Source organism: Halorientalis pallida (assembly GCF_004118325.1).
GTDB lineage: Archaea > Halobacteriota > Halobacteria > Halobacteriales > Haloarculaceae > Halorientalis > Halorientalis pallida.
Genome location: NZ_RDFA01000006.1, coordinates 125,296 through 146,315 on the forward strand (window position 1 = coordinate 125,296; position 21,020 = coordinate 146,315).

Sequence of the window (21,020 nt, forward strand, 5' to 3'; positions counted from 1 at the left end):
TAGGAGCGCTACGCCGACCCCCGGCATAAGCTTCCTGACCTGCGAACGTGGCGACGACCGCTCGACCGAGCCGATCAGTCGCCGGTGGCTGCCGCACCCTCGACGTTCTCGTCGGGCACCGTCCCGTCGTCGTTCCAGCCGCGATGCTCGTAGTAGCTGTCCAGTTCCGCCGAGAGCCCGTCCAGATCGTAGGGCAGTGCCTCGTCGTCACTGCGGTCCTTCCCGCGCTCGTTGTGGAAGTGCCGCTCCATCTCGACGATCCGGCTCCCCACGTGCATCAACTGCTCGTAGTCGGTCTGGAACACTTTCTCGTAGCGTTCCTCCTCGGTGTAGGAGGAGGAGAACTGACAGAGCACGCCACTGTCCCTGACGGCCTTGAGGTTCTCCAGTTCGATGATCGTCTCGGATTTCCCTTCGACGCCCTCTTTCTCCATCGCCTCTGCCGGCGAGACCAGCGGGTACTCGTAGTCGTAGGCGACCGAGTACATGTGGTCTGCGCCGCGGTTCGAGGTGGCGTAGGAGAGGCCCTGGCCGTTGAGCGTCCGGCCGTCGTGGGCGGCGAACTCCATGCCCTTCATCGTCCAGTTGTCCACGCCGAGTTCGTCGTGGATGCGGTCGATCCCCTCCGCGAGCATGTCGCCTTCCTCCTCGCGGCGGGCGATCTTCTCGACCAGTTCCAGCATGAGTTCCTCGTTGCCGAACTCGTCGTTGGCGGCGAGGTACGCCGAGACCGTGTCCCCACAGGAGATGGTGTCGAGCCCGTAGCGGTCACACAGTTCGTTCGCCTCCATGATCGTCCGGAAGTTGTCGACCAGCGCGTTCGACCCGAAGGCCATCACGGTCTCCCATTCGGGGCCCTCGGTCGTGAACCCGTCCGATTCGTCCTTCGTGGGGAGTTTGCAGGCGAAGGCACACGACGAGCAGGTCCCCTTCTTGTACTTGTGGTCGATGACCGCCGACGAGCCGATGTCCTCGAGTTTGTCGTAGGACAGTTCCTCGAAGTACTTCGTCGGGACGGCCTCGACGGCGTTGGCAAAGGAAGAGACCGACACCGTGCCGGCGTCTTTCATCGGGCTGTCGGAGGTCGCGGCCTCCTGGTGGATCGCCTGGGTCACCTCGTCGTCGAGTTCGATCTCCGGCCGGGAGTCCCCGTCGAAGGTGAGGAACTTCACGTTCTTCGAGCCCAGTACCGCGCCGAGGCCGCCGCGACCGAACGCGCGGGACTCGGAGGTGATGATCGAGGCGAACCGCACGAGGTTCTCGCCGGCCGGGCCCGCGATAGCCGCGTGTTCGTTGCCGAGGTCGTGTTCCTCGTCCAGATACTCGATGGTCTCGGGGATCGTCGCGCCTTCCAGATCATCGACCGCCTCGAAGGTGACGCCCTCGTCGGAGATGTGGACGCCCACCAACTCGTCGCTCGCGCCGGTGATCTCGATGGCACCGTAGCCCGTGTCCGCGAACGGCCGGGACATGAACCCGCCGGCGTTGCTCGACAGCAGGCCGTCGGTCAGCGGCGACAGGCCGGTGCAGTTCATCCGACCCGTGAAGCTCATCGTCGAGGTCTGGAGCGGGCCGGTCGCGAAAAACAGCGAGTTCTCCGGCCCGAACGGGTCCGCGTCGAACGGGATCCGCTCGTGGGCGAGTCTCGTGCCCACGCCCCGGCCGCCGATGAACGACTCCAGCACGTCGTCTATGTTCTCCGTCTCCGTCTCCTGGGTTCCCACGTCCACTGTCAGCAGTGGACCCTGCCCGTGTATCATTGGCAATGGCAATGGCTGGCAGCCTAATAAATCAATAGCCACTGGACACGGATGTCTTTAACCGGCCTTCCGGATGGAAGGGTCGACCGTCGGACCAGCTTACATTGGTCAGCGTCGCCGTCAGTCGTCGGTCACGGCGGCCATCGTCGTCTCCTTGTGATCCTGACTCATCCCGGAGACGAAGCCGACCCGGACCGAATCCACGCCGTCGACGGCGGCGAAGGCCTCGACTTTCTCGCGGACGTCTTCGGGCGTACCGACCGCGGCCACGGCGTCGAGCAACTCGTCGGGGAGCGCGTCGGCCATCGCGGCCGTGTCTCGGTCCTCCCACGCGGCCCGGATCGCCTCGACCTCGTCGGTGTACCCCTGCTCGGCGATGGAGTCGCCGTAGAAGGGCCCGTACGCGCCGATCAGGAAGGCGATCATCTGCCGGGCCATCGTGCGGGCGGTGTCGCCGTCCTCGGTCGCACAGCACCGCACGATGGGGCTAACTCGCAGGTCTTCGGGGTCCCGATCACCGAGGTCGGCCCCGCGCCGGAGGTCGTCCATGCGCTCGTCGAGGCCGTCGAGGGTGAACAACTGGGGAACCCAGCCGTCGGCGAACCGGCCGGCGAGTTCCACGGCCTTGGGTCCGAGCGCCGCCACGTCGATGGCCGGTGGGTCTTCCGGGACCGTCCCCTCGTAGCTCATCCCACCGAGGTCGTAGAACTCGCCGTCGTAGTCCACGTCGCCGCCGGCACAGACCTGCCGGATCACGTCGATGGTCTCCCGGAGGCGGCGCAGCGGGCGGTCGAACGCCTGGCCGTGCCAGCGCTCGGCGATGGCGGGCGAACTCGTGCCCAGACTCATCCGGAAGCGGCCGTCGCTCACGTCGTGCAGTGTGAGCGCGCTCTGACCCAATACGGTCGGGGCCCGGGAGTACGGCGAGATCACGTCGTCGGTGATCCCGATGTCGTCGGTTCGTTCCGCCAGCACGGTGAGCACCGAGACGATGTTCCAGCCAGTCGTCTCGCCCATCGTGACGTGGCTGAAGCCGTACTCCTCGGCGCGCTGGGCCTGCTCGGCCAGCGAGTCGACGCTGTCGTGGTCGCGGCTCATCAACACGAGATCGCAGGTCGGGGCCGTCATGGGCCGACAGAATAGGGGGATGGTCTTAAGCGTTGGAGGCGATGCGCCGCGTCGTGTGCCGACTCGTCACCGCATCTCGGCCAGCGAGACGACGAGTTCGGACTGGAGCCACCGGGCGGTGTCCTCGCGGTCGTAGACGACGAGGGCGTCGCCCGCGGTGAACTGCCTGTATCTGCCCTGCGGTTCGTCGCGGTCGTCGGCGGGGTCCGTCTCAGGGTGCGTCATCTTCGTTACTGAACTAGTACCCTATCTACGTATAATCCCGAGACCGTATGGTTCGTTACAGGCCATTTAACGTCCGTTCGACGTCGAACTGTCGGTGAACGGGTTCGAAACGGCGTGAAACGTCGTAAAACGTCGTCGGTGCGACCGGTGTTCCGGTAAAATCGCGGGACCGTACGCCGGTCGCTACTCGTGGTTACACATCTTCATGGCGTCCCGGACGGCCTCGCGCTTGCCGAGTAGCGTCACCCGGTCGCCGCCCTCGATCTGGAAGTCCGGGCCGGGGACCTCGACCTCGCCGTCTCGATCCACGAGAGCGATCAGGCAGGTGTCGGGCAGCTTCGGGCCGATCTCTTCGACCGTCCGGCCCGCGAGTTCGCCGTCGGGGGAGACCTCGACCTCCTGCACGTCGCCCTTGCGGCCCACGTCGGTCATCCAGTGGGCCAGCGCGGGGCGTTCGATCTGGTTGTCCATCGCCCACGCGGTGGCCATAGCCGAGGAGATGGTCCGGACGCCCAGTTCCTCGAAGGCCTCGACGTTGTCGGGATTGTTCGCGCGTGCGATGACGCGGTTGGTGTCGAACTTCGAGGACGACAACTGGGCGATCAGCAGGTTCGCGTCGTCGTCCCCGGTGGCGGCGACGACGGTCTTAGCGTTGGCTGCCCCGGCCTCCCGGAGGATGTCCGTGTCGGTCCCGTCGCCCCAGACCACGGAGTAGCCCTCGTTGCGGGCGTGTTCGACTGTCTGTTCCTCTTCCTCGACGATCACGACGTTCTCGCCGCGATCCTCGAGCCGTTCGGCCAGCGCACGGCCGACCTGACCGCCACCGACGATGATGACTCGCATTGGTATCACGTCTAGGTATTCCGCGATGTAGCGCGCGAAGCCGCCCTCGAGGGCGACCGTCGCGAAGATGACCAGAAAGACCGTCCCGACGAGGAGCTGTGCCTGCTGGTCCAGCCCGTGGGCCTGCATCTCGACGGCAAAGAGCGTCGCGACGGAGGCGGGGATGATCCCGCGCGGGCCGACGAAACTGATGAACAGCTTCTCCGAACGTGTGAAGCGGTCACCCCGGGCCGAGATGAACACCAGCAGGGGTCGGATCACGAAGATGACCGCCGCCACGACGACCAGTCCCGCCAGCCCGAGCCGGAGCAGGTCGTCGATCTCCAGGAGTGCGGCCAGCGCGATGAAGACGAACGAGAGGACGATCAGCGTCACGTCGCCTTTGAACGCCTCGATCTCGTCCTCGTAGGGCACGTCGAGGTTCCCCAGCACCAGGCCGGCGGTAGCCACGGCGGCGACGCCCGCCTCGCTGGCGATGGTGTCCGCGGTTGCGAACGCCACCAGCGCTCCAGCGAAGGCGAGCAAGCGAGCGTTTCGTGGCGCGTTCCCCGGCGAGAGATCGACGTACCGGAGGAGATAGTAGACGATCACTGCGACGACCAGCCCCACGAGGAGGCCGATTCCCAGTCGCGAGGCGAAATCCCGGAGGAAGGCGACGCCGGCCCGGTCCTGCAGGATGACGACCTCGAAGATGACGACGGCGATGATCGCCGCCGACACGTCGTTGATAATCCCCTCGGTTTCGAGTGCGGCGGCCACCCGGTCCCGGACCGGCACGACCTGCAGGATCGGGGTGACGACCGTCGGGCCGGTGGCGACCAGCAACGCACCGATCAGGAAGGAGAGGTCCCACGGCTGGCCCAGTGCGAACTTGATCGTCGCGGCCGTGCCCAGGAGCGCGATGGCGGCCCCGACGGTCACGAGTCGGAGCGTCGCCGAGGGTGCCTCCTTGATGCGGTCGATCCGAAGGTGGAAGGCCCCCTCGAAGACGATGATGGCGACCGAGAGGCCCACGATGGCCGGGAGCGCCTCCGCGCCGAACGTCGCCGCCGAGAGGAGCCGCGTGCCGAAGATGAACCCCGAGAACGGACCCAGTAACAGCCCCGCCGAAATGAGAAAGATGATACTCGGGACCTGGAACCGCGCCGCGAGCAGCTGCGCACCCACGCCCAGCCCGATGATAGCGGCCACGAGGGGAATTATCTCGCCTGTGGCCACGTCCAACCCTCCATGCACCTGGGGCGACGAACGCACGGGGCTTAAACGCACTCACTCGCCGCCGTCGAAACCGCCGTCCAGCCCCGTCAGAGCCACAGTATCGGCGACGATAATTTCACCCGCACCTATTTATGCTACTCTCTATCAAACCAGGGTAATGAGCCTCGCCAACCGTGTCTCGGCGCTCCTCCGGTCGGTCCGGTCCGAATCCGGTGACGCGGACGATGGGCGGACGGCCGACGGAGTGACGGGACGCGTGGAGACGGAGGAACGGGATTCGGGAACCGAGACGGGCGGCCACGCCGGCGGGAGAGACGAGTCGACACTGGGCGAGACGGCGGCCGGAGGCGACGACGAGACAGAATCAGACGACGACGGCACCGGCCGGAACGGGGCCGAACCCGAGCCCGCAGAGCGTGGATCCGACGACGGCGAACCCGCCGAGACCGACCCGGGGACGGTCGTAGCGGACGGGGGCGCGACGGCCGCCGAGACACCGCTCGAAGCGACCGCTCGGGAGTTCCGCGACGCGATGGAGGCGGCCGCGGACGGCGATCTGGGCCAGCGTCTCGATACCGACCGCGAGAACGAGGCCATGGCCGACGCCGCGGCCGCGTTCAACGAGATGCTCGCCGACCTCTCCGAGACGGTCGGTGAACTCGACGAGTTCGCCGACGAGGTCGACGACAAGACCGAAGAGATGAGCGCGGCGACCCGGGAGGTCCGGGACGCCAGCGAGGACGTGGACTCCTCGATGGACGAGATCACCGAGAACGCCGCCGAGCAGGAGGAACTGCTCGAACGCGTCGCCAACGAGATGACGGACCTCTCGGCGACGGTCGAGGAGATCGCCTCTTCGGCCGACGAGGTCGCGACCATCTCACAGGAGGCGGCCGAACACGGGAAGGACGGCCGTGACGCCGCCACCGAAGCCCTCGAAGAGATGCACGACATCGAATCGCACGCCGACACGACCATCGACCAGGTGTCCTCGCTCGAATCCCGGATCGAGGACATCAGCGGCGTCGTCGAGGTGATCGACGACATCGCCGACCAGACGAGCATCCTGGCGCTGAACGCCTCCATCGAGGCGGCCCGGGCGGGCGAGGCCGGTGAGGGCTTCGCCGTCGTCGCCGACGAGGTCAAACAGCTGGCCGAGGAGGCAGGGCAGGCGACCGAAGAGATCAGCGAGATGATCGAGGACGTCCAAGACGAGACGGGCGAGGCCGTCGACGAAGTGCGCGAGATGGGCGAGCGGGTCTCGACGGGGACCGAGACGGTCGAGGACGCGCTCTCCGCGCTCGACGAGATCGCCGACCGCGTCGAGGAGGCCAACGACGGTGTGCAGTCGATCAACGACGCCACCGACGAACAGGCCGCGAGTACCGAAGAGGTCGTGGCGATGGTCGAGGACGTGGCCGAGTTGAGCGAGGAGACCGCCGCGGAGGTCGAAGACGTCTCCAGGGCGACCGGGACCCAGACCACGATGCTCTCGGAAGTGGCCGTCCAGATGGACCGGCTGGCCGACCAGGCCAACACGCTCCGGGACCTGCTGGCGGGCTACGAGGAGGGGGGCGACGACGGCGACGACGAGTTGTCCTGGGACGACGCCCAGGTCCACGACGGTGGGGACGACGGTGACGACGAGTTGTCCTGGGACGACGCCCAGGTCCACGACGGTGGGGACGGTGACGACGGTGACGACGAACTCTCCTGGGACGATGCGCAGGTTCACGACGGGCAGTAACTCGCGCTGTTTTTGAATTCTGATAACCAGCAGGGAACATTGATTGTGGTGTGTGTGAACAGTTCTCTCTATGGCGGACTGGAGTGTCGACACAGACGAAGCACAGAACCGACTGTACATCGAACTCGTCGGGAGTCACGATCCGGAGATGGCGAAGGAGTCGTCGGAAGCGGTGAAGGCGGCGGCCGAACGACTCGATCCCGGCTTCGAGGTCATCACCGACATCTCCGAGTTCGTGCCGGGCGACCAGGAGGCAGTCCAGTACATCGAGGAGGGTAAAAAGGCAGTCCGCGAGAACGGCGCAGCTGCGGCGGTCCGGGTCCTCGGTGAGGGGTCGACGACGGGGCAGATGCACTTCGAGCGCGTCGGTGAGGACGAGGAGGAGTACGCCGTCGCCGTGGCCGACACCGTCGAACAGGCCGAGAAACTGCTCGACAAGCGCGCGGCTTCGCAGTGACTCCCGCCAGTGGCCGTGATGGCCGCCTGTAGAGGCCACTGGTTCTACGAAATGATAATGGGCGGAGAGAACTCATACTTGATCTGTGCTACGCCGTGTCTATGGCGGAGTGGAACCACCGTGTCGACGAAGCGGAGAACCGACTGTACATCGAACTGGGCGGCCACTTCACCGCCGAGGAGGCGGAGAAATCGACCGCGGAAGTGAAAGAGAAAGTCGAGCGACTCGACCCTGGCTTCGAGGTCATCACGGACCTCGAGGAGTTTATACCCGGTGACCAGGACGCCATGAAGTACGTCGAAGAAGGGAAACGGGTAGTTCGCGAACACGGTGCGGAGGCGGCCGTCCGTGTAATGGGTGAAGGGTCGACGACCGGTCAGATGCAATTCGAGCGCCTCGGCGAAGGCCAGGAGAAGTACGCCGTCGCGATGGCCGACACGGTCGAACAGGCCGAGAAACTGCTCGACAAGCGCCGCGAGCAACCCTCGCAGTGACGTAGCTGTTTCTGTCAATCCGACTATCGAACCTGAGAACCGTGCGGCAACTCTTATTGTCGATTGGTAACGAGCCACATGTATGGCGAACTGGGACCTGACAGTCGACGAGGCGAAACAGCGCGTCTACCTGAAACTGGGTAGCGGGCTCTCGGTCGAGGAACAGGCGGCGGCGTCGGACGCGTGTATCGACGCCGCGAAGCGACTCGACGACGGGTTCGACCTGATCAACGACATGCGGACTTTCGAGCCGACCAGCGGGGAGGCACTGCAGGAGGTCGAACGCGGCAAGCGTGGCCTCGCGGAGAACGGCATGGGTGCCGCAGTCCGCGTGGTCGCCGAGTCGACGGTCACCCAGATGCAGTTCGACCGGGCCGGCGAGGACGTCGAAGAGTACGAACTCGCCAAAGCCGAGTCCGTCGAGGAAGCCGAGAAACTACTCGACAAGCGTCGCGAACAGGCGTCGCAGTAGTCCGTCGCTGGCGGCGCAATTAACTATCAGTGCTGAAAACGCCGCGGCAATTCTTAAGCGGCGCTGGGTGTCAACTCCGGGTATGGCACATTGGGACATGGAAATCGACGAGGAGAAACAGCGAGCCTATCTGACACTTGCGGGCGAGCTCGGCGTGGACGGGCACGCGGCGGCCGCCGACGCCTGTGAGCGGGCCGCCGAACGACTCGACGAGGGATTCGACCTGATCAACGACATGCGGACCCTCAAGCCGTCCGACGAGGCGGCCATGCGCGAGACCGAACGCGGCAAGCGGGCGCTGGCGGAGGGCGGTATGGCGGCGGCCGTCCGGGTCGTCTCTGAGTCCACGACGGGTCAGATGCGGTTCGACCGGGCCGGCGAGGGCGAAGAGTCGTACGCCGTCGCGAAGGCCGAGTCCGTCGAGGAGGCCGAGCAACTGCTCGACAAGCGGTCACAGGAGGCCTGACCGATGGGTGACTGGAACGTGCGGATCGACGAGGCGAAAAACCGACTCTACCTCACTCTGGACGGACAGTTGAGCGTCGCGGAGGCCGAGGCGGCGGCCGACGAAGTGATCGAGAAGACCGGCCTGCTGGAGTCGGGGTTCGACGAAGTGAACGATATGCGGACGTTCAAGACGACCGACGAAGCGGCGCTGGAACACATCGAACGCGGCAAGCGCGGCATCGTCGAGAACGGTGTCGCGGCCGTCTGTCGCGTGGTCTCGGACTCGGCGACGGGACAGATGCAGTTCGACCGGGCCGGCGAGGGCGAAGAGGAGTACGCCGTCGCGAAGGCCGACTCCGTCGAGGAAGCCGAGAAACTGCTCGACAGCCGGCGTTCGGCGTAGCTACGCCGATCGGCTGTCGAGGTAGGTCAGGACGCCGCGTGTGTTCATCCGCTCTTCTGCGGCTGCTTTCCGCTCGCTCCAGGCGTCGGTCATCGACGTGTGCTCGCCGAAGGACTCGATCACGGCGTCGTCGTCGCCGAGCTCCGCACGTTTCTCTTCGACCGCCCCGACCCACTCGCTCAGCACGTCGGCGTACTCGCGCAACCGGTCGTCGGCTGCGGCCGGACCGAAGTGTGCATAACAGAGGACGGCGGGATCGCAGTCCCTGATCGTGTGCAGATCCGCGAGACACTGTTCCAAGTCGAAGTTCGGCGGCGGCGTCGTCTGACGGACACTGTCGAGTTCGGGGACGTAGATCCCCGCCGCGTCGGCGGTGAACACGAGCGACTGGTCCGGGTCCTCGAAGACGACCTGGTGGGGCGCGTGCCCGGGCGTGTGGTGGATCCGTAGCTCGCGGTCGCCGAGGTCGACGGTGTCGCCACCGGTCACTTCACGGATCCGCTCCTCGGGGATCGGTTCCGGGTCCGCGTAGAACTCCCACTGGTCGCCGACGGCCTGTTTCGTGCCCGCGACCAGCCGTGCGGGGTCGACGAGGTGGCGCGCACCCTGCTCGTGGACCACCACGTCGGCGTTCGGGCAGGCCTCGGCGAGATAGCCCGCGCCGCCCGCGTGGTCGAGGTGGACGTGTGTCAGCGCGATGGTCGCCAGGTCCCCTGGTTCGATCCCACGCTCGGCCAGGCCGTCGAGGATCGCCCCGTAGTTGGTGCCGATGCCGGAGTCGACGATGGCGGGGTCCTCGCCCTCGACCACATACACCGCGCCGTACTCCGCGGTGCCGTACATGCCCGTATCGACGAAGGAGATACCATCGACGCCGCCGACGGTCACTTCGAAGGAATCGCCGATTGCCATAGCGACAGTCTGACGCCCCCGGTGCAAAGCCGTTCCGGCGGTCGGGGGTCGTGGTAACCCGACTCTCGCCACCTTTATCCATCCACCCGGGTTGTATACAGAGGCAATGGCAAACGGTACGGTCGATTTCTTCAACGACACAGGCGGCTACGGTTTCATCGAGACTGACGACGCGGACGAGGACGTGTTCTTCCACATGGAAGACGTCGGCGGCCCGGATCTCGAAGAGGGACAGGAAGTCGAATTCGACATCGAACAGGCCGACAAGGGCCCCCGCGCGACGAACCTCGTTCGTAACTGAGCGACGCTTCGGACCGCGATTTTTCAGAGACGCTTCCCGGTGAGCCACGGCGTCACCGAGAGCGACACCGACCACTGCTCACCGCTCCGTTCCACCGTCGGCGGCGGTCCCGTCCGCCGACTGCTCGGCTTCGACCCGGAACGTCGAGAGCATCCGCCGGAGTTCGCGGGTCCGGTCGGCGAGTTGGCCCGCGGCCTCGGACACCTCGTCGATGGAGTCGGTCGCCTCCCCGGCGGCGTCCGTGACGGTTTCGGCCTGCTGGGTCGTCTGCTCGGAGACGCTGGCGACTTCGTCGACCATCGCGACGATCCCTTCCGCGGAGTCGGCCTGATCGTCGGTCGTCCGGGCGATGCTCTTGAGGCCGGTGTCGACCTCGTCGACGCCGTCGACGATCTCCTCCAGCGCCTCGGTCAACTCCGTCACCGCCTCCACGCCGTCGGTGATCTGTGACTCGGTGGCCCGGATGTCCTCGGCGCTGTCCCGAGCCCGTGCCTGAACCTGCTCGATCTGTGCCTGGATCTCCGTGACGACCGACTTGGTCTCGCTCGCGAGCTCTTTCACTTGGTCGGCGACGACGGCGAACCCGTCGCCGGCGTCCCCGCCGCCGTCCCCGGCCCGTGCCGCCTCGATGTTGGCGTTCAACGCCAGGATGCTCGTCTGCTCGGCGATGTCGTCGATCAACGCGGTCGCCTCGCTGACCTGTTCGATCTCGGCGGCCAGGTCCTCGATAGTGGTCACGGCGTCGTCGATCCGGCCCTCGACCTCGCGCATCTCGGCGATGGTTCGCTCGGCCTGGTCGCGCCCGTCTGCGCCGAGTCGTGCCACCCGGTCCGACTCCGTGGCGATCTCGTCGGTCGTGGCCGCGACCTCTTCGATGGCCGCCGAGAGGTCGTTGACCTCGTCGGCCGTGCGCTGGAGATCCTCGGTCTGTTCGCGCGCCCCGGCCGAGATCTGTGCGACCGAGTCGTTCACCGCCGCGCTGGCTTCCCTGACCTCGGCGGCGCTCTCCTCTACGTCGGTACTGGAGCCGGCCACGTCGTCGGTGAACTCCTCGACGTCGGCGATAGTCGTCTCCAGCGACGCGATCATGTCGTTGAACGACGTGGCGATCGCGCGCATGGCCTCGCTGTCGGCCTCGGGATCGAGGCGCTCGGTGAGGTCCCCCTCGGCACAGGCGGCCATGACCTCGCTGTATCGCTCGGCCTCGGCTTCGAGTGCCTCGTTGAGTCGCTGGGTCTGCAGTTCGGACTCCTCGGCCTCTTCGCGGGCGCGCTCGGCCTCCGCACGGGCTTCCTGTGCCTCGTCGAGTGACTCCTCCAGCGAGTCCCGCATCGAGTCGAACTCGTCGTACAGCACGCCGACCTCGTCGGTCCGGTCGGTCGACAGTTCCACGTCGAGGTTCCCGGCCCCGATCTCTTCGGCCCGGTCGGCCAGTCGCTGGAGCGCCAGCGCGAGGTTGCCGCCGATAGTGACGCCGAAGATACCGAGGTTCAACGCGACGATGTAGATGAGCGCGACGATGGCCGCGGTCGCGACGTTCCGGTCGGCGTAGACCGTCCCGGCCGGCGCGTGGCTCACGACGTGGTACCGAGTCCCCGGGACGGTCGCCGCTCTCGCGACCAGTTCGGTCTCCCCGACGGTGCCGGTGGCGCTCCCGTTCGCCGCCAGTTCCGCGGCCCCGGCGGCGCGCTCCCCGCCGCCGGCCGCGAGGACGACCTCGCCGCCCGCCGCGAGCGCCGTGTCGTGGCGCCCGTCCCCGAGTCGACTCCGGAGCGTCTCGGCCGCGCCCGCCACGACGACGTACCGGTTCTCGCCGGCCGGCGCGACCACCGGGATCACGGACCCGTCTCCGACGACGGCGGTCCGGGCGTCACCGACCGCGACCGAATCGGCCCCGTCCGGCGGCGTCACCGACACCGACTGGCCGACGGCGCGCGACTGCGAACTCGCCGCGATCCGGCCGTCCTCGACGTAGTGGATCGCACCGATCCGGTCGGAGCCGGCGGCGGCCGCGGCGAGGGAGTCGCCCATCCGCGCCGTGTCGCCGCTTTCGACGGCGGCCGTCGCGGCGACGGTCGTCGCCAGGTCGGCGTTGGCGTCGACCCACAGCGCGGCCGTGTCGGCGCTCTCGTTCGCGTCGGCAGCGATGGCAGCGTCGGCGGACGCGCCGAGTTCGCCGGCGACGTTGCCGTAGAAAAAGAGGGCCGACACGAGCGTGACGGCGAACACCAGCGCGAGCGTCGTCGCGATCTTCAGGCTGTAGCGCGATCTGATCCGGTCGGGGACGAGTCCTCGTGCGTTCATGGATAGACGTCTCCAGTGTCCGCGGGTGTGTCTGTGACGGGCCGATCGGTCGCGGTCGGTCGTCGTGAGCTGCGCCAGTTCATCGTCAGTCGTCGGCCGGTGCGTCCGCGGTGGTTCGCCGTGACCCCGACTCCGTCAGGAACGAGAGCGGCGAGGGGTGGGTTTCGACCAGCGACCTGATCGCCGGTTCCGAGCGCAGGACCAGGCCGACCAGCGCGACGTGGCTGAACAGATCGAGATAGGCCGAGACGTAGATGCCGGTGAACGCGCCGAGCAGGCCCAGCGCCTGTCGCGTCGTCAGCGCGACCAGCAGGTACGTGATCAGCATGATGAGCTGGACGTTGCGGAGTTTCCCGAAGAGCAACCGCCGGTCGCCGGACACGGACGCGGCCGCCCGCGTGTACGGTCGAAGCAACAGCCACAGCGTGTAGGCGAACCCACCGAGTACCAGCAGACTCGCGAGGCTGTCGAATGGCGGCGGCGCGAGGTGGCGGATCATCGCCCCGAAGGAGAACGCCCACAGCCCGAGGACACCGGAGAAGATCACCCTTCGGTCGACGTTCGCGACCTGGCCCGTGTAGGCCGCGGCGAACGCGTAGACGATCCCGTAGTCCAGAAACCGGGTGACGTACACGGGTGCGCCCTCCGGGCCGTGAAACAGCAAGATCCCGGCCGCCATCCCGGCGTAACTCACCGTGAGCGACGCCATTGCGGCCGGTGCGAGTAGCATGTGTCGGCGCGTCGCGCCCCCGAACCGGCGGATCCCGGCGATCAGACCGACTGTCAGTAGTAACGCCACGATGGCAACTGCCGCGTAGAGGGTCTGTTCTTCGAATAACATCGTCTTGCAGGTTCGACGGCTGTCTCCGGGCGACGGTGCCGCAGTGTCGCCCGCAACGATCGCTGTCTGCACGTTCTGTGGTCGAACGCGATCATAAACTCGCGGACGGTTTCACACGCTGAACCGCGGTCCGGGGCCGACGGCCGCCACTCCGACGTTCGCGGAGAGCGACACGGTTTTGCCACGGCACGGAAAAGATCCGAGCAAATGATCAGCAGGCAGTTCCTCCGCGAGAACCCCGAGACGGTCAGGGACGCCCTCGAGAACAAGGGTGTCGACGACGTGGACCTCGACCACATCCTCGAGATCGACGAGGAGTGGCGCGACCTGAAGGCCCGCGGCGACGACCTCCGCCACGAGCGCAACGAGGTCTCCTCGAAGATCGGCCAGCTCAAACAGGAGGGCAAAGAGGAGGCGGCCCAGGAGGCCATCGACCGGTCGGGTGAACTGAAGGCCGAACTGGAGGAGGTCGAGGACCGCGCCGCCGATCTCGAGGCGAAACTGGAGGAGGCGCTGCTGGAACTGCCCCAGATCCCCCACGATGACGCTCCCGTCGGTGACGACGAGAGCGACAACGTCGAAATCGCCCGCGAAGGATTCGACGGCCTGCGTGACCTGCCCGCCGACGTGACACCCCACTACGACCTCGGTGAAGAACTGGACATCCTGAACTTCGAGCGCGGGGCGAAAGTCTCCGGCGGCGGCTTCTACTTCCTGCAGGGGGAGGGCGCACGGCTGGAACACGCTCTGATCCAGTTCATGCTCGATCTGCACCGCGAGCAGGGCTACACCGACGTGTTCCCGCCGATCCCGGTCAACAGCGCCTCGATGGAGGGGACCGGCCAGTTCCCCAAGTTCGTCGAGGACGCCTACCGCGTCGGCGGCGACAACGACGACCCCTACGACGAGGACGACCTCTGGTTGCTCCCGACGGCGGAGGTACCGGTCACCAACATGTACCGCGACGAGATCCTGCTGGACGACGACCTCCCGCTCAAACACCAGGCCTACACCCCCAACTTCCGGCGGGAGGCCGGCGAACACGGCACCGAAACGAGAGGAATCGTCCGCGTCCACCAGTTCAACAAGGTCGAACTCGTCAACTTCGTCCGCCCGGAGAACAGCTACGACCGCCTCGAAGAACTCCGCGGCGAGGCCGAGGCAGTCCTCGAAGAACTGGGTCTTCCATACCGCGTGCTGGAGATGTGTACCGGCGACATGGGCTTCACCCAGGCCAAGAAGTACGACATCGAGGTGTGGGCACCCGGCGACGACATGGACGAGGGGCCCGAGGAGGGCGGCCGCTGGCTCGAAGTCTCCTCGGTCTCGAACTTCGAGGCCTTCCAGGCCCGTCGGGCGGGCATCCGCTACCGGCCCGAGCGCCACGAGTCCGCCGAGTACCTCCACACCCTGAACGGCTCCGGCCTGGCCGTCCCGCGTGTGATGGTCGCCATCATGGAGTACTACCAGAACGAGGACGGCACCGTCACCGTCCCCGAACCCCTCCGGGAGTACATGGGCGGCCAAGAAGTCATCGAGGGCCACGAACCCGTCGGCGAGAGCGCCGTCGGCGCGGGCGAGAAAGACTAGGCTTGCGTGTAGGTGTGGATCGTCTCCACTCTCTCTCCTTCGAAGGCAAATATGTCCACGAACGAGACGACCGGCTCACCGTCGGGGTCGAGTAGTCGGCCGCGGACGGCGACGTCGCCGTCGCTCCCACTCTCCTCGAAGACCCCATCGAGCGGGTGACTCGTCGCTTTCATCGGCCGTTCCTCACGCATGAATGTCACGAACCGGTCCCGACCCTCGATGGTGCGGTCGGGTCGGTAGTGGACGAACTCGGGGGCCAGCAGGTCGGCGAGCGTTTCGTAGTCGTCGTCGTCGAGCGCCCGGTAGTACGCGCGGGCGGTCGCGTCGCGGTCCATGCTCGTCCTTGGGGGGCGGGGGCCGAGAAAGTGTGGGCCCCGGTTCCGTCACTCCGTCGGGTCTTTCAGGTCGAGTTCGATGTCCTCGTCCTCGCCGTCCGCGTCGTCGTCGGGGCTCGCGCCCGTCGACACCGACTCGTCGGACGACGGTTCGTCGGTCCCGTCGCTCGGGGCCGTTACGCCGTCGGTTCCGTCGGTCCTGCCGTCGTCAGCCACGTCGAACTCGACGGCGCTGGAGACGCCGCCGGCGTCGCGGTCGCCGTTTCCGGCCCGTGCCCCGTCGTCGCTCTCGGCCGTGTCCTCGTCGACGGCGACGTCTTCGACGGCGGCGTCCACGTCGTCCTGTTCGCCGGGGTCGCCGTCGGCGTCACCGCCGGGTTCGGACGTGTCCTCGTCCTCGGCGGGATCGGTCGGGGCGTCGAGTGAGTCGTCCGGCTCTGTGCCGGATGTCTCCGTGGCCGTCCCGTCCGCGTCGAGCGTGATGTCGTCGGGGTCCGGCGGCTCGCCGATGTCGCGGGCTTTCTCCAGGGGCGTCTCGGCGTCCTGCCGGAGTTCGTCGGCCTCCTTCCCGTCGCCGCTGGCGTACTCGCTCGCGGATTCGGCCAGCCACTCGGCGGCCTGCCAGAGCGCGGTGGCCTTCTCCTGAGCGCGCTCGAACCCCTGTTCGAGCGCTTCGGACTCGGCGAACCGGACGGCGCTCTCGAACTGGTCCGCGGACTCCTGGAACTCCTCCATCGCCCGCTGGAAGTCACCCTGCGCGATCAGCCAGTCGCGGTCCTCGAAGCTCTTCATCGCGCTGGTGAACGCGCGTCGGGCCTCGATGTAGTGGGCGTGGCCGACGCGGTAGCGGCCGACGGCGGTGGAGTCGCCGCCGATCTCGGAGACGGCCTCCCTGACCGCGTCGATGTTCGGTCGGCGTTCCAGATCGGCCGTCGACCACGCGTACTGGATCACGCCTTCCTGGTCGATGACGAACACCGCGCGCTCGGACAGCAACTGGTCGCTGTCCAGGGCCACGTCGTAGGCCTCGACGGCCTCGCCGTGGGTGTCGCTCAGGAGCGGAATCGACAGGGAGTATTCCTCTGCGTACGCACGGTGGCTGAACACGCTATCGGTACTGATGGCGAAGATGTCCACGTCCCGCTGCATCGTAAACAGGTCGAGTTCGGTCAGGTCACAGGAGTCGTCCTCGCAGGAGGGGTTGAAATCGGCCGGATAGAACGCCAGCACGACGATCCCGCTCCCGACGTAGTCGTCGAGGGAGACGTCTCTCGGCGCGCCGTCGACCACGCCGGGCAGCGTAACGGTTGGAGCCACCGTCCCTTCCGATAACACATCCGAAACTCTACTGCAAGGGACTTAAACCCTGACTGCGTTTGTCCACTCGATGGGCGCGTACGGCCTGCACGTCCGCTACGAGGGCGACGACGACCCCGACAAGTGCAGCGCCCGGAAACTCGCGCGGTTCGACCTCGCGGAGTTACACCGGGCGACCCGGTCGACACCACCGGGTATCGTTCTCAACCCCTTCGCCGAGCGGGCGCTCTCGCCCGAAGACGGCGTCGGCGCCGGTGCGCGCCACGACCGTCTCGTCGCACTCGACTGCTCCTGGGAGACCGCCGAACGCGAGGCGTTCGACCTGGAGGGTATCCACCGCTCTCTGCCATTCCTCGTCGCGGGCAACCCCGTCAACTACGGGACGCCCTTCGAGTTGAACACCGTCGAGGCCTTCGCCGGAGCGCTGTGTATCCTCGGCCAGCGCGACCACGCAGAGCGACTCATGTCGAAGTTCACCTGGGGCCACACCTTCCTCGAACTCAACGACGAACCGCTCCGGCGGTACGCCGAGTGCACCGACTCCGCGGAGATTCTCGACGTCCAGGACGACTACCTCGACCGGGAGTAGCTCACCGTTCCTGCCGGCCGTGGAACTCCTCGGAGAGGAACATGCTGTCGCCGTCGCCGTAGAACGTGTCGAGCGCGCGGAGTGTACCGATGTACGCGCCGATGGCGATGATGCTGACGGTGATTACGAGGCCGAACACGAACCAGAAAAACTGGAGGACCATACGCACGACAAGACGGGCGACCGACTTCAAAACTGCTGGTGAGTTCGAGATTCGAACCCCGGCGTCAGGACCACCGGAACCCGGTCGGCTCCGACGGCGGTTCGAGCGGACTCGGTGACAGATCCCCCTCGAATTCGGGATCGTTGTACCCGCCCGGAGCCACGTCGTTGGGCCCGTCCGGATAGAACAGCGAGGCCAGCGCCTGGATGTGGCCACGACCCACACCGAGTTCGAACTGGCCGCCGCCGTACATCCGAACGTCCCGCTCCAGACAGTACTCGATGCTCGCGAACAGCGACTCGACGCTCCCGAATCGGGAGGGCTTGACGTTGAGCCAGTCGGGTTCGAAGGGCAGGGCTTCGATGCTCTCGACCCCGGTGATCGGGGCGTCCCAGGAGACCCGATCCTCGTGGCCCTCGAACAGCGGTCGCGTCTCGTCGGTGAGGTTGGGGTCTTCGATCACGGCGTCGGGGAACGTCTCCAGTACCAGGTCGTAGAGGTCGGGGTCGGCCGGCGCGTCCACCTCGGTCCCCGAGTACTGGCCTTTCAGGTCACAGATGCGGACGGGCGCGAGATCGGCGACCGCGGCGGCGAGGTCGGCGGTCCAGTCGGTCGTCGGGTCGAGTTTGAATTCGGTGCCGGGCCTGACGTCGAGGACCTGTTCCAGCCGGTCGGTGCTGGGTGGTTCACCCAGTCGCGTGCTGACGACGAACTGGACGGGGTCGTACGTGCGGTCGAGTGCCGACGCCAGGTCGAGGTCGTTCTGCCGGAGCGCCAGGTCGAGCGCGGCGCTCTCGACGCCCCACTGGCGGTAGTGTCGGAAGTCCTCGCGCTCGGGTGGCGTCGGGAACAGGTCCAGTTCGCCCACGCGAGCGGAGAACTCGGCGAACGTGTACTCGCCGGTCAGGTCGGGGAGGCCGGCCTCGGCGAGGTCGTGGTGGAGATCGGTCTCGTAGGTCACGTCCTCGCCGCGGCCCGTCTCGCCCTGGCCCGAGAGCGCGACGGTCGTGGTGGCGCGCGCGAACCCGCTGGTGGTGTCCCGCTCCTGGAGCGTCAGGTCGATCTCCTCGACGACGAGCGGCAGGTCGGCGACCCGGTCGTAGAACATACGCCGACTACGGTGGGTGAGGTCAAAAAGCCAGTCCGGGTGGTCTCGGAACACTTAACCACGACGACGGGAAACAGGCGCTCATGGCTACGTTCGAGAAAGCGGAAGACCGCATTCTGTCGAAGATGATCTGCATGCGGTGTAACGCGCGCAACCCGAACAAGGCGGACCGCTGCCGGAAGTGTGGCTACGGGAACCTCCGACCGAAGAACCGCGAACGCAACGCGGCCTAGAGTTCTCGTAACGCCGCCCTCGCGGCGTCGCTGACCGTCGGCTCGGAGTGGCGTCGCAGCCGTTCCAGCAACGGCGTCGCGTCGTCGATCCCGGCGGCGGCCGCGGCGTGACTGAGCCCGGCCGCCTTGTCGGGGTCGATGTACACGTCGCTGCCCGGCTGCTTGTCGGCCTCCAGCTCGGCCTCTAGCGAGTCGACCAGCCGATCCGCCTCGGGCGCGACGACGCTGGGGTCCTCGTCCGCGACGTGTTCTACCGCTCGCGCGAACGCCCCACGCTGTTTCGAGCCGACACCCTCGAGCACCATCGTCGCCTCGATCAGCTCGGGCACGTGATCGAACAGCCGGCCCGGGCGCTGTTCGACCAGGGCGGTGACCCCGTTGGCCGCGGCGCGCGACACCGCGTGCTCCCCGGGGTCGACCGCCAGGCCGACCAGTCGGTCCACGTCGACTTCTCCGGGCGATTCCTTGGCCGTTCCACGGAGCCGGTTGGCCGTCTCCAGCGCCGTCTCGTCGCCGCCGAACACCCAGTCTCGGAGTCCCACAGTTGGTACTCGGGGGTGTCTCCCGAGTCTGTGATAACTCGTGTGGATTCGGATAGACACGTCTTTTTGAGCACCCCCTCGGGTTCTATCCTACTCGTCGGGGTACTTCGGCTCTCGTTTCTCCGCGCGCTCCAGCGCCGTCTCCAAGACGTCGCGCACGGCTCCCTCGAACGTGTCGCCGTGGCCGGCGTACATGTGTTCGACGCCGGCAGACTCGCTTCGCTCGGCTCCCGAGGCCGCGCTCGCATCGCTCGCGCGACCGCCCTCGGGCATGCGGTCGAGCAGGTCGCGGATGCTCTCGATCAACCGTTCGCGGGACTGGCCGGCCATGTCGGTCCGGCCGAACGAGCCGTAGTCGAACGCGCCGTCGTCGTGGACGACGACGTCGCCGCTGAACAGCGTGGTTTCGCTGACGAGCGAGACGTGGTCGTCGGCGTGTCCGGGTGTGTACACCACGTCGAAGGCTTCGTCACCGAGCATGACCTGATCGCCGTCCTCCAGTTCGACGGTCCGGCGGTCGTGGGGGCCGTAGGCGTAGAGGTCGGCGTCGAACTCGTCGAGGACGACGTCCAGTTGTGCGACGTGGTCGCCGTGCTGGTGGGTGAGGACGACGGCGTCGAGGTCGCGTGTGTGGTCGCGGATGGCGTCGACGACGCCGTCCATCGCGCCGGCGTCGACCAGTACGGGGCGCTCCCCCAGCGCCAGGTAGGCGTTGCAGGTAAACGTCTCCGCGTCGGCCGTGACGTTGTACACGTCCATGTTCACGTGGTCGGCCGGGGGGCGTATCAGGGTACCGGGCGGCGAGATACTTTTTACTCTGCAACTCAAATGAACGTACATGGGGTTCGGGAGCTACGACGAGTCCGAACAGGAAAATCAGGACTACGACACTGATTTTGAGGACGACGACGGCGTATCAACATCCGAGAACACCCACGACGGCGACGTCGAGTACGAGTTCAGCGCGTCGAACGACGAACTCCTCGACAAACTCAAGCACATCAAAGAGGACGAAGACGAGAACACGTGAAGCGAGGGGTCCGTGCCCTCGGCATCGCCGAGTCCTTTCGCGAGGACCGGAGTACGCTCGCCGGCGTCGTGACCCGCGCGAGCCGCGTCGTCGACGGCTTCAGCTTCGGGACTTGCACCGTCGGCGGGACCGACGCCACGGACACCGTCTGTGCGCTGTTCGACGACCTCGGCCGTGAGGACGTCCGATACGTCCTCGTCTCCGGGATCGCTCCCGCCTGGTTCAACGTCGTCGACCTGCACCGCGTCGCCGACCACACGGACCGACCCGTCTGTTCGGTGACCTACGAAGAGAGTGCGGGCCTCGAATCGGCCCTCCGCGAGCAGTTCGACGGTGACGCTCTCGACCGACGGCTGGCGATCTATCACGACCAGCCCGACCGCCACCGTGTCGGCGTCGGCGACGAGACGCTCTTCGTCCGCGCGGTCGGACTCGACGACGACGAGGCGACCGCGGTCGTCGACGGCTTCACACCCGAGGGTGGCCGCCCGGAACCGCTCCGGGTCGCGCGCCTGGCCGCCCGCGGGGCCGACGAGTTCCGGCGCGCGGGCTCGGGCTGAC

General features: G+C 66.9%; 25 protein-coding genes. 12 read left to right on the plus strand and 13 right to left on the minus strand.

The features are described from left to right. Positions 1 to 74: 74 nt before the first annotated feature. From EAF64_RS16295 to EAF64_RS16305, 4 genes are all read right to left on the minus strand, one after another. On the minus strand, positions 75 to 1,760 hold the full coding sequence (locus tag EAF64_RS16295) for an aldehyde ferredoxin oxidoreductase C-terminal domain-containing protein (RefSeq protein ID WP_129070046.1): 1,686 nt from the start codon (positions 1,758 to 1,760) through the stop codon (positions 75 to 77). A gap of 120 nt (positions 1,761 to 1,880) precedes the next feature. Further along, positions 1,881 to 2,888 carry a TIGR04024 family LLM class F420-dependent oxidoreductase gene (locus tag EAF64_RS16300; RefSeq protein WP_129070047.1) on the minus strand — a complete coding sequence of 336 codons (1,008 nt, stop codon included), beginning with the start codon at positions 2,886 to 2,888 and terminating at the stop codon, positions 1,881 to 1,883. Between the two features lie 66 nt (positions 2,889 to 2,954). Beyond that, positions 2,955 to 3,113, minus strand: a complete 159-nt coding sequence (locus EAF64_RS21120; protein WP_193767730.1) for a DUF7331 family protein — start codon at positions 3,111 to 3,113, stop codon at positions 2,955 to 2,957. A 183-nt stretch (positions 3,114 to 3,296) separates the two neighbouring features. Then, a complete protein-coding gene (locus EAF64_RS16305; RefSeq protein ID WP_394345755.1) occupies positions 3,297 to 5,174 on the minus strand; it encodes a cation:proton antiporter domain-containing protein in 1,878 nt (625 codons plus the stop codon). A 157-nt stretch (positions 5,175 to 5,331) separates the two neighbouring features. On the opposite strand from EAF64_RS16305, the gene EAF64_RS16310 reads away from it, so the two are divergent. The 6 genes from EAF64_RS16310 (at position 5,332) to EAF64_RS16335 (ending at position 9,194) form a co-directional block, all read left to right on the plus strand. After that, positions 5,332 to 6,921, plus strand: a complete 1,590-nt coding sequence (locus tag EAF64_RS16310) for a methyl-accepting chemotaxis protein (RefSeq protein ID WP_193767731.1) — start codon at positions 5,332 to 5,334, stop codon at positions 6,919 to 6,921. A 70-nt stretch (positions 6,922 to 6,991) separates the two neighbouring features. Then, a complete protein-coding gene (locus EAF64_RS16315; RefSeq protein ID WP_129070049.1) occupies positions 6,992 to 7,378 on the plus strand; it encodes a hypothetical protein in 387 nt (128 codons plus the stop codon). A gap of 101 nt (positions 7,379 to 7,479) precedes the next feature. Then, positions 7,480 to 7,872: a hypothetical protein gene (locus EAF64_RS16320; protein ID WP_129070050.1), complete on the plus strand. Its 393-nt coding sequence runs from the start codon at positions 7,480 to 7,482 to the stop codon at positions 7,870 to 7,872. 82 nt (positions 7,873 to 7,954) lie between these two features. Beyond that, positions 7,955 to 8,344, plus strand: a complete 390-nt coding sequence (locus tag EAF64_RS16325; RefSeq protein WP_129070051.1) for a hypothetical protein — start codon at positions 7,955 to 7,957, stop codon at positions 8,342 to 8,344. An 82-nt stretch (positions 8,345 to 8,426) separates the two neighbouring features. Then, positions 8,427 to 8,810 (plus strand): hypothetical protein, encoded by a 384-nt coding sequence (locus tag EAF64_RS16330; protein ID WP_129070052.1) that lies wholly within the window; start codon positions 8,427 to 8,429, stop codon positions 8,808 to 8,810. Between the two features lie 3 nt (positions 8,811 to 8,813). Further along, positions 8,814 to 9,194 carry a hypothetical protein gene (locus EAF64_RS16335; protein WP_129070053.1) on the plus strand — a complete coding sequence of 127 codons (381 nt, stop codon included), beginning with the start codon at positions 8,814 to 8,816 and terminating at the stop codon, positions 9,192 to 9,194. Here EAF64_RS16335 and EAF64_RS16340 read toward each other — a convergent pair whose 3' ends face one another. Further along, the gene (locus tag EAF64_RS16340; RefSeq protein ID WP_129070054.1) at positions 9,195 to 10,106 is read right to left on the minus strand and encodes an MBL fold metallo-hydrolase; all 912 of its coding nucleotides are present in this window, start codon (positions 10,104 to 10,106) and stop codon (positions 9,195 to 9,197) included. 106 nt (positions 10,107 to 10,212) lie between these two features. Between EAF64_RS16340 and EAF64_RS16345 the strand changes: the two genes are divergently transcribed. Then, positions 10,213 to 10,407: a cold-shock protein gene (locus EAF64_RS16345; protein ID WP_077206686.1), complete on the plus strand. Its 195-nt coding sequence runs from the start codon at positions 10,213 to 10,215 to the stop codon at positions 10,405 to 10,407. Positions 10,408 to 10,485: 78 nt separating this feature from the next. Here the strand turns inward: EAF64_RS16345 and EAF64_RS16350 are convergent, their stop codons facing one another. Together EAF64_RS16350 and EAF64_RS16355 are read right to left on the minus strand one after the other, a co-directional pair. After that, complete coding sequence (locus tag EAF64_RS16350) at positions 10,486 to 12,711, minus strand: methyl-accepting chemotaxis protein (protein WP_129070055.1); 2,226 nt, start codon at positions 12,709 to 12,711, stop codon at positions 10,486 to 10,488. A gap of 85 nt (positions 12,712 to 12,796) precedes the next feature. Beyond that, positions 12,797 to 13,552 (minus strand): bacteriorhodopsin, encoded by a 756-nt coding sequence (locus EAF64_RS16355; protein ID WP_129070056.1) that lies wholly within the window; start codon positions 13,550 to 13,552, stop codon positions 12,797 to 12,799. Between the two features lie 207 nt (positions 13,553 to 13,759). Between EAF64_RS16355 and serS the strand changes: the two genes are divergently transcribed. Then, positions 13,760 to 15,142 carry a serine--tRNA ligase gene (gene serS, locus EAF64_RS16360; RefSeq protein ID WP_129070057.1) on the plus strand — a complete coding sequence of 461 codons (1,383 nt, stop codon included), beginning with the start codon at positions 13,760 to 13,762 and terminating at the stop codon, positions 15,140 to 15,142. Here the strand turns inward: serS and EAF64_RS16365 are convergent. Together EAF64_RS16365 and EAF64_RS16370 are read right to left on the minus strand one after the other, a co-directional pair. Beyond that, positions 15,139 to 15,477, minus strand: a complete 339-nt coding sequence (locus tag EAF64_RS16365) for a nuclear transport factor 2 family protein (RefSeq protein WP_129070058.1) — start codon at positions 15,475 to 15,477, stop codon at positions 15,139 to 15,141. The genes serS and EAF64_RS16365 overlap by 4 nt on opposite strands. A 48-nt stretch (positions 15,478 to 15,525) precedes the next feature. Next, positions 15,526 to 16,812 (minus strand): redoxin domain-containing protein, encoded by a 1,287-nt coding sequence (locus tag EAF64_RS16370; protein WP_129070059.1) that lies wholly within the window; start codon positions 16,810 to 16,812, stop codon positions 15,526 to 15,528. A gap of 52 nt (positions 16,813 to 16,864) precedes the next feature. Between EAF64_RS16370 and EAF64_RS16375 the strand changes: the two genes are divergently transcribed. Next, positions 16,865 to 17,383: a DUF367 family protein gene (locus EAF64_RS16375; protein WP_129070060.1), complete on the plus strand. Its 519-nt coding sequence runs from the start codon at positions 16,865 to 16,867 to the stop codon at positions 17,381 to 17,383. Position 17,384: 1 nt separating this feature from the next. Here EAF64_RS16375 and EAF64_RS21125 read toward each other — a convergent pair whose 3' ends face one another. Both EAF64_RS21125 and EAF64_RS16380 read right to left on the minus strand, forming a co-directional pair. Beyond that, on the minus strand, positions 17,385 to 17,546 hold the full coding sequence (locus EAF64_RS21125) for a hypothetical protein (protein ID WP_193767732.1): 162 nt from the start codon (positions 17,544 to 17,546) through the stop codon (positions 17,385 to 17,387). A gap of 64 nt (positions 17,547 to 17,610) precedes the next feature. After that, on the minus strand, positions 17,611 to 18,654 hold the full coding sequence (locus EAF64_RS16380) for a hypothetical protein (protein WP_129070061.1): 1,044 nt from the start codon (positions 18,652 to 18,654) through the stop codon (positions 17,611 to 17,613). Between the two features lie 83 nt (positions 18,655 to 18,737). Here EAF64_RS16380 and EAF64_RS16385 point away from each other — a divergent pair, with 83 nt between their 5' ends. Next, entirely contained in the window at positions 18,738 to 18,887 is a 150-nt protein-coding gene (locus EAF64_RS16385; protein ID WP_129070062.1) for a 50S ribosomal protein L40e, read from the plus strand. Here EAF64_RS16385 and EAF64_RS16390 read toward each other — a convergent pair. Then, the gene (locus EAF64_RS16390) at positions 18,884 to 19,429 is read right to left on the minus strand and encodes a hypothetical protein (RefSeq protein ID WP_129070063.1); all 546 of its coding nucleotides are present in this window, start codon (positions 19,427 to 19,429) and stop codon (positions 18,884 to 18,886) included. The two genes, EAF64_RS16385 and EAF64_RS16390, sit on opposite strands and share 4 nt — an antisense overlap. Before the next feature lie 90 nt (positions 19,430 to 19,519). Beyond that, a complete protein-coding gene (locus EAF64_RS16395; RefSeq protein WP_129070064.1) occupies positions 19,520 to 20,188 on the minus strand; it encodes an MBL fold metallo-hydrolase in 669 nt (222 codons plus the stop codon). Between the two features lie 79 nt (positions 20,189 to 20,267). Between EAF64_RS16395 and EAF64_RS16400 the strand changes: the two genes are divergently transcribed. Further along, entirely contained in the window at positions 20,268 to 20,459 is a 192-nt protein-coding gene (locus EAF64_RS16400) for a DUF5786 family protein (protein WP_092691192.1), read from the plus strand. After that, on the plus strand, positions 20,456 to 21,019 hold the full coding sequence (locus EAF64_RS16405) for an endonuclease dU (RefSeq protein ID WP_129070065.1): 564 nt from the start codon (positions 20,456 to 20,458) through the stop codon (positions 21,017 to 21,019). Before EAF64_RS16400 ends, EAF64_RS16405 begins: the two co-directional genes overlap by 4 nt. Position 21,020: the final 1 nt, after the last annotated feature.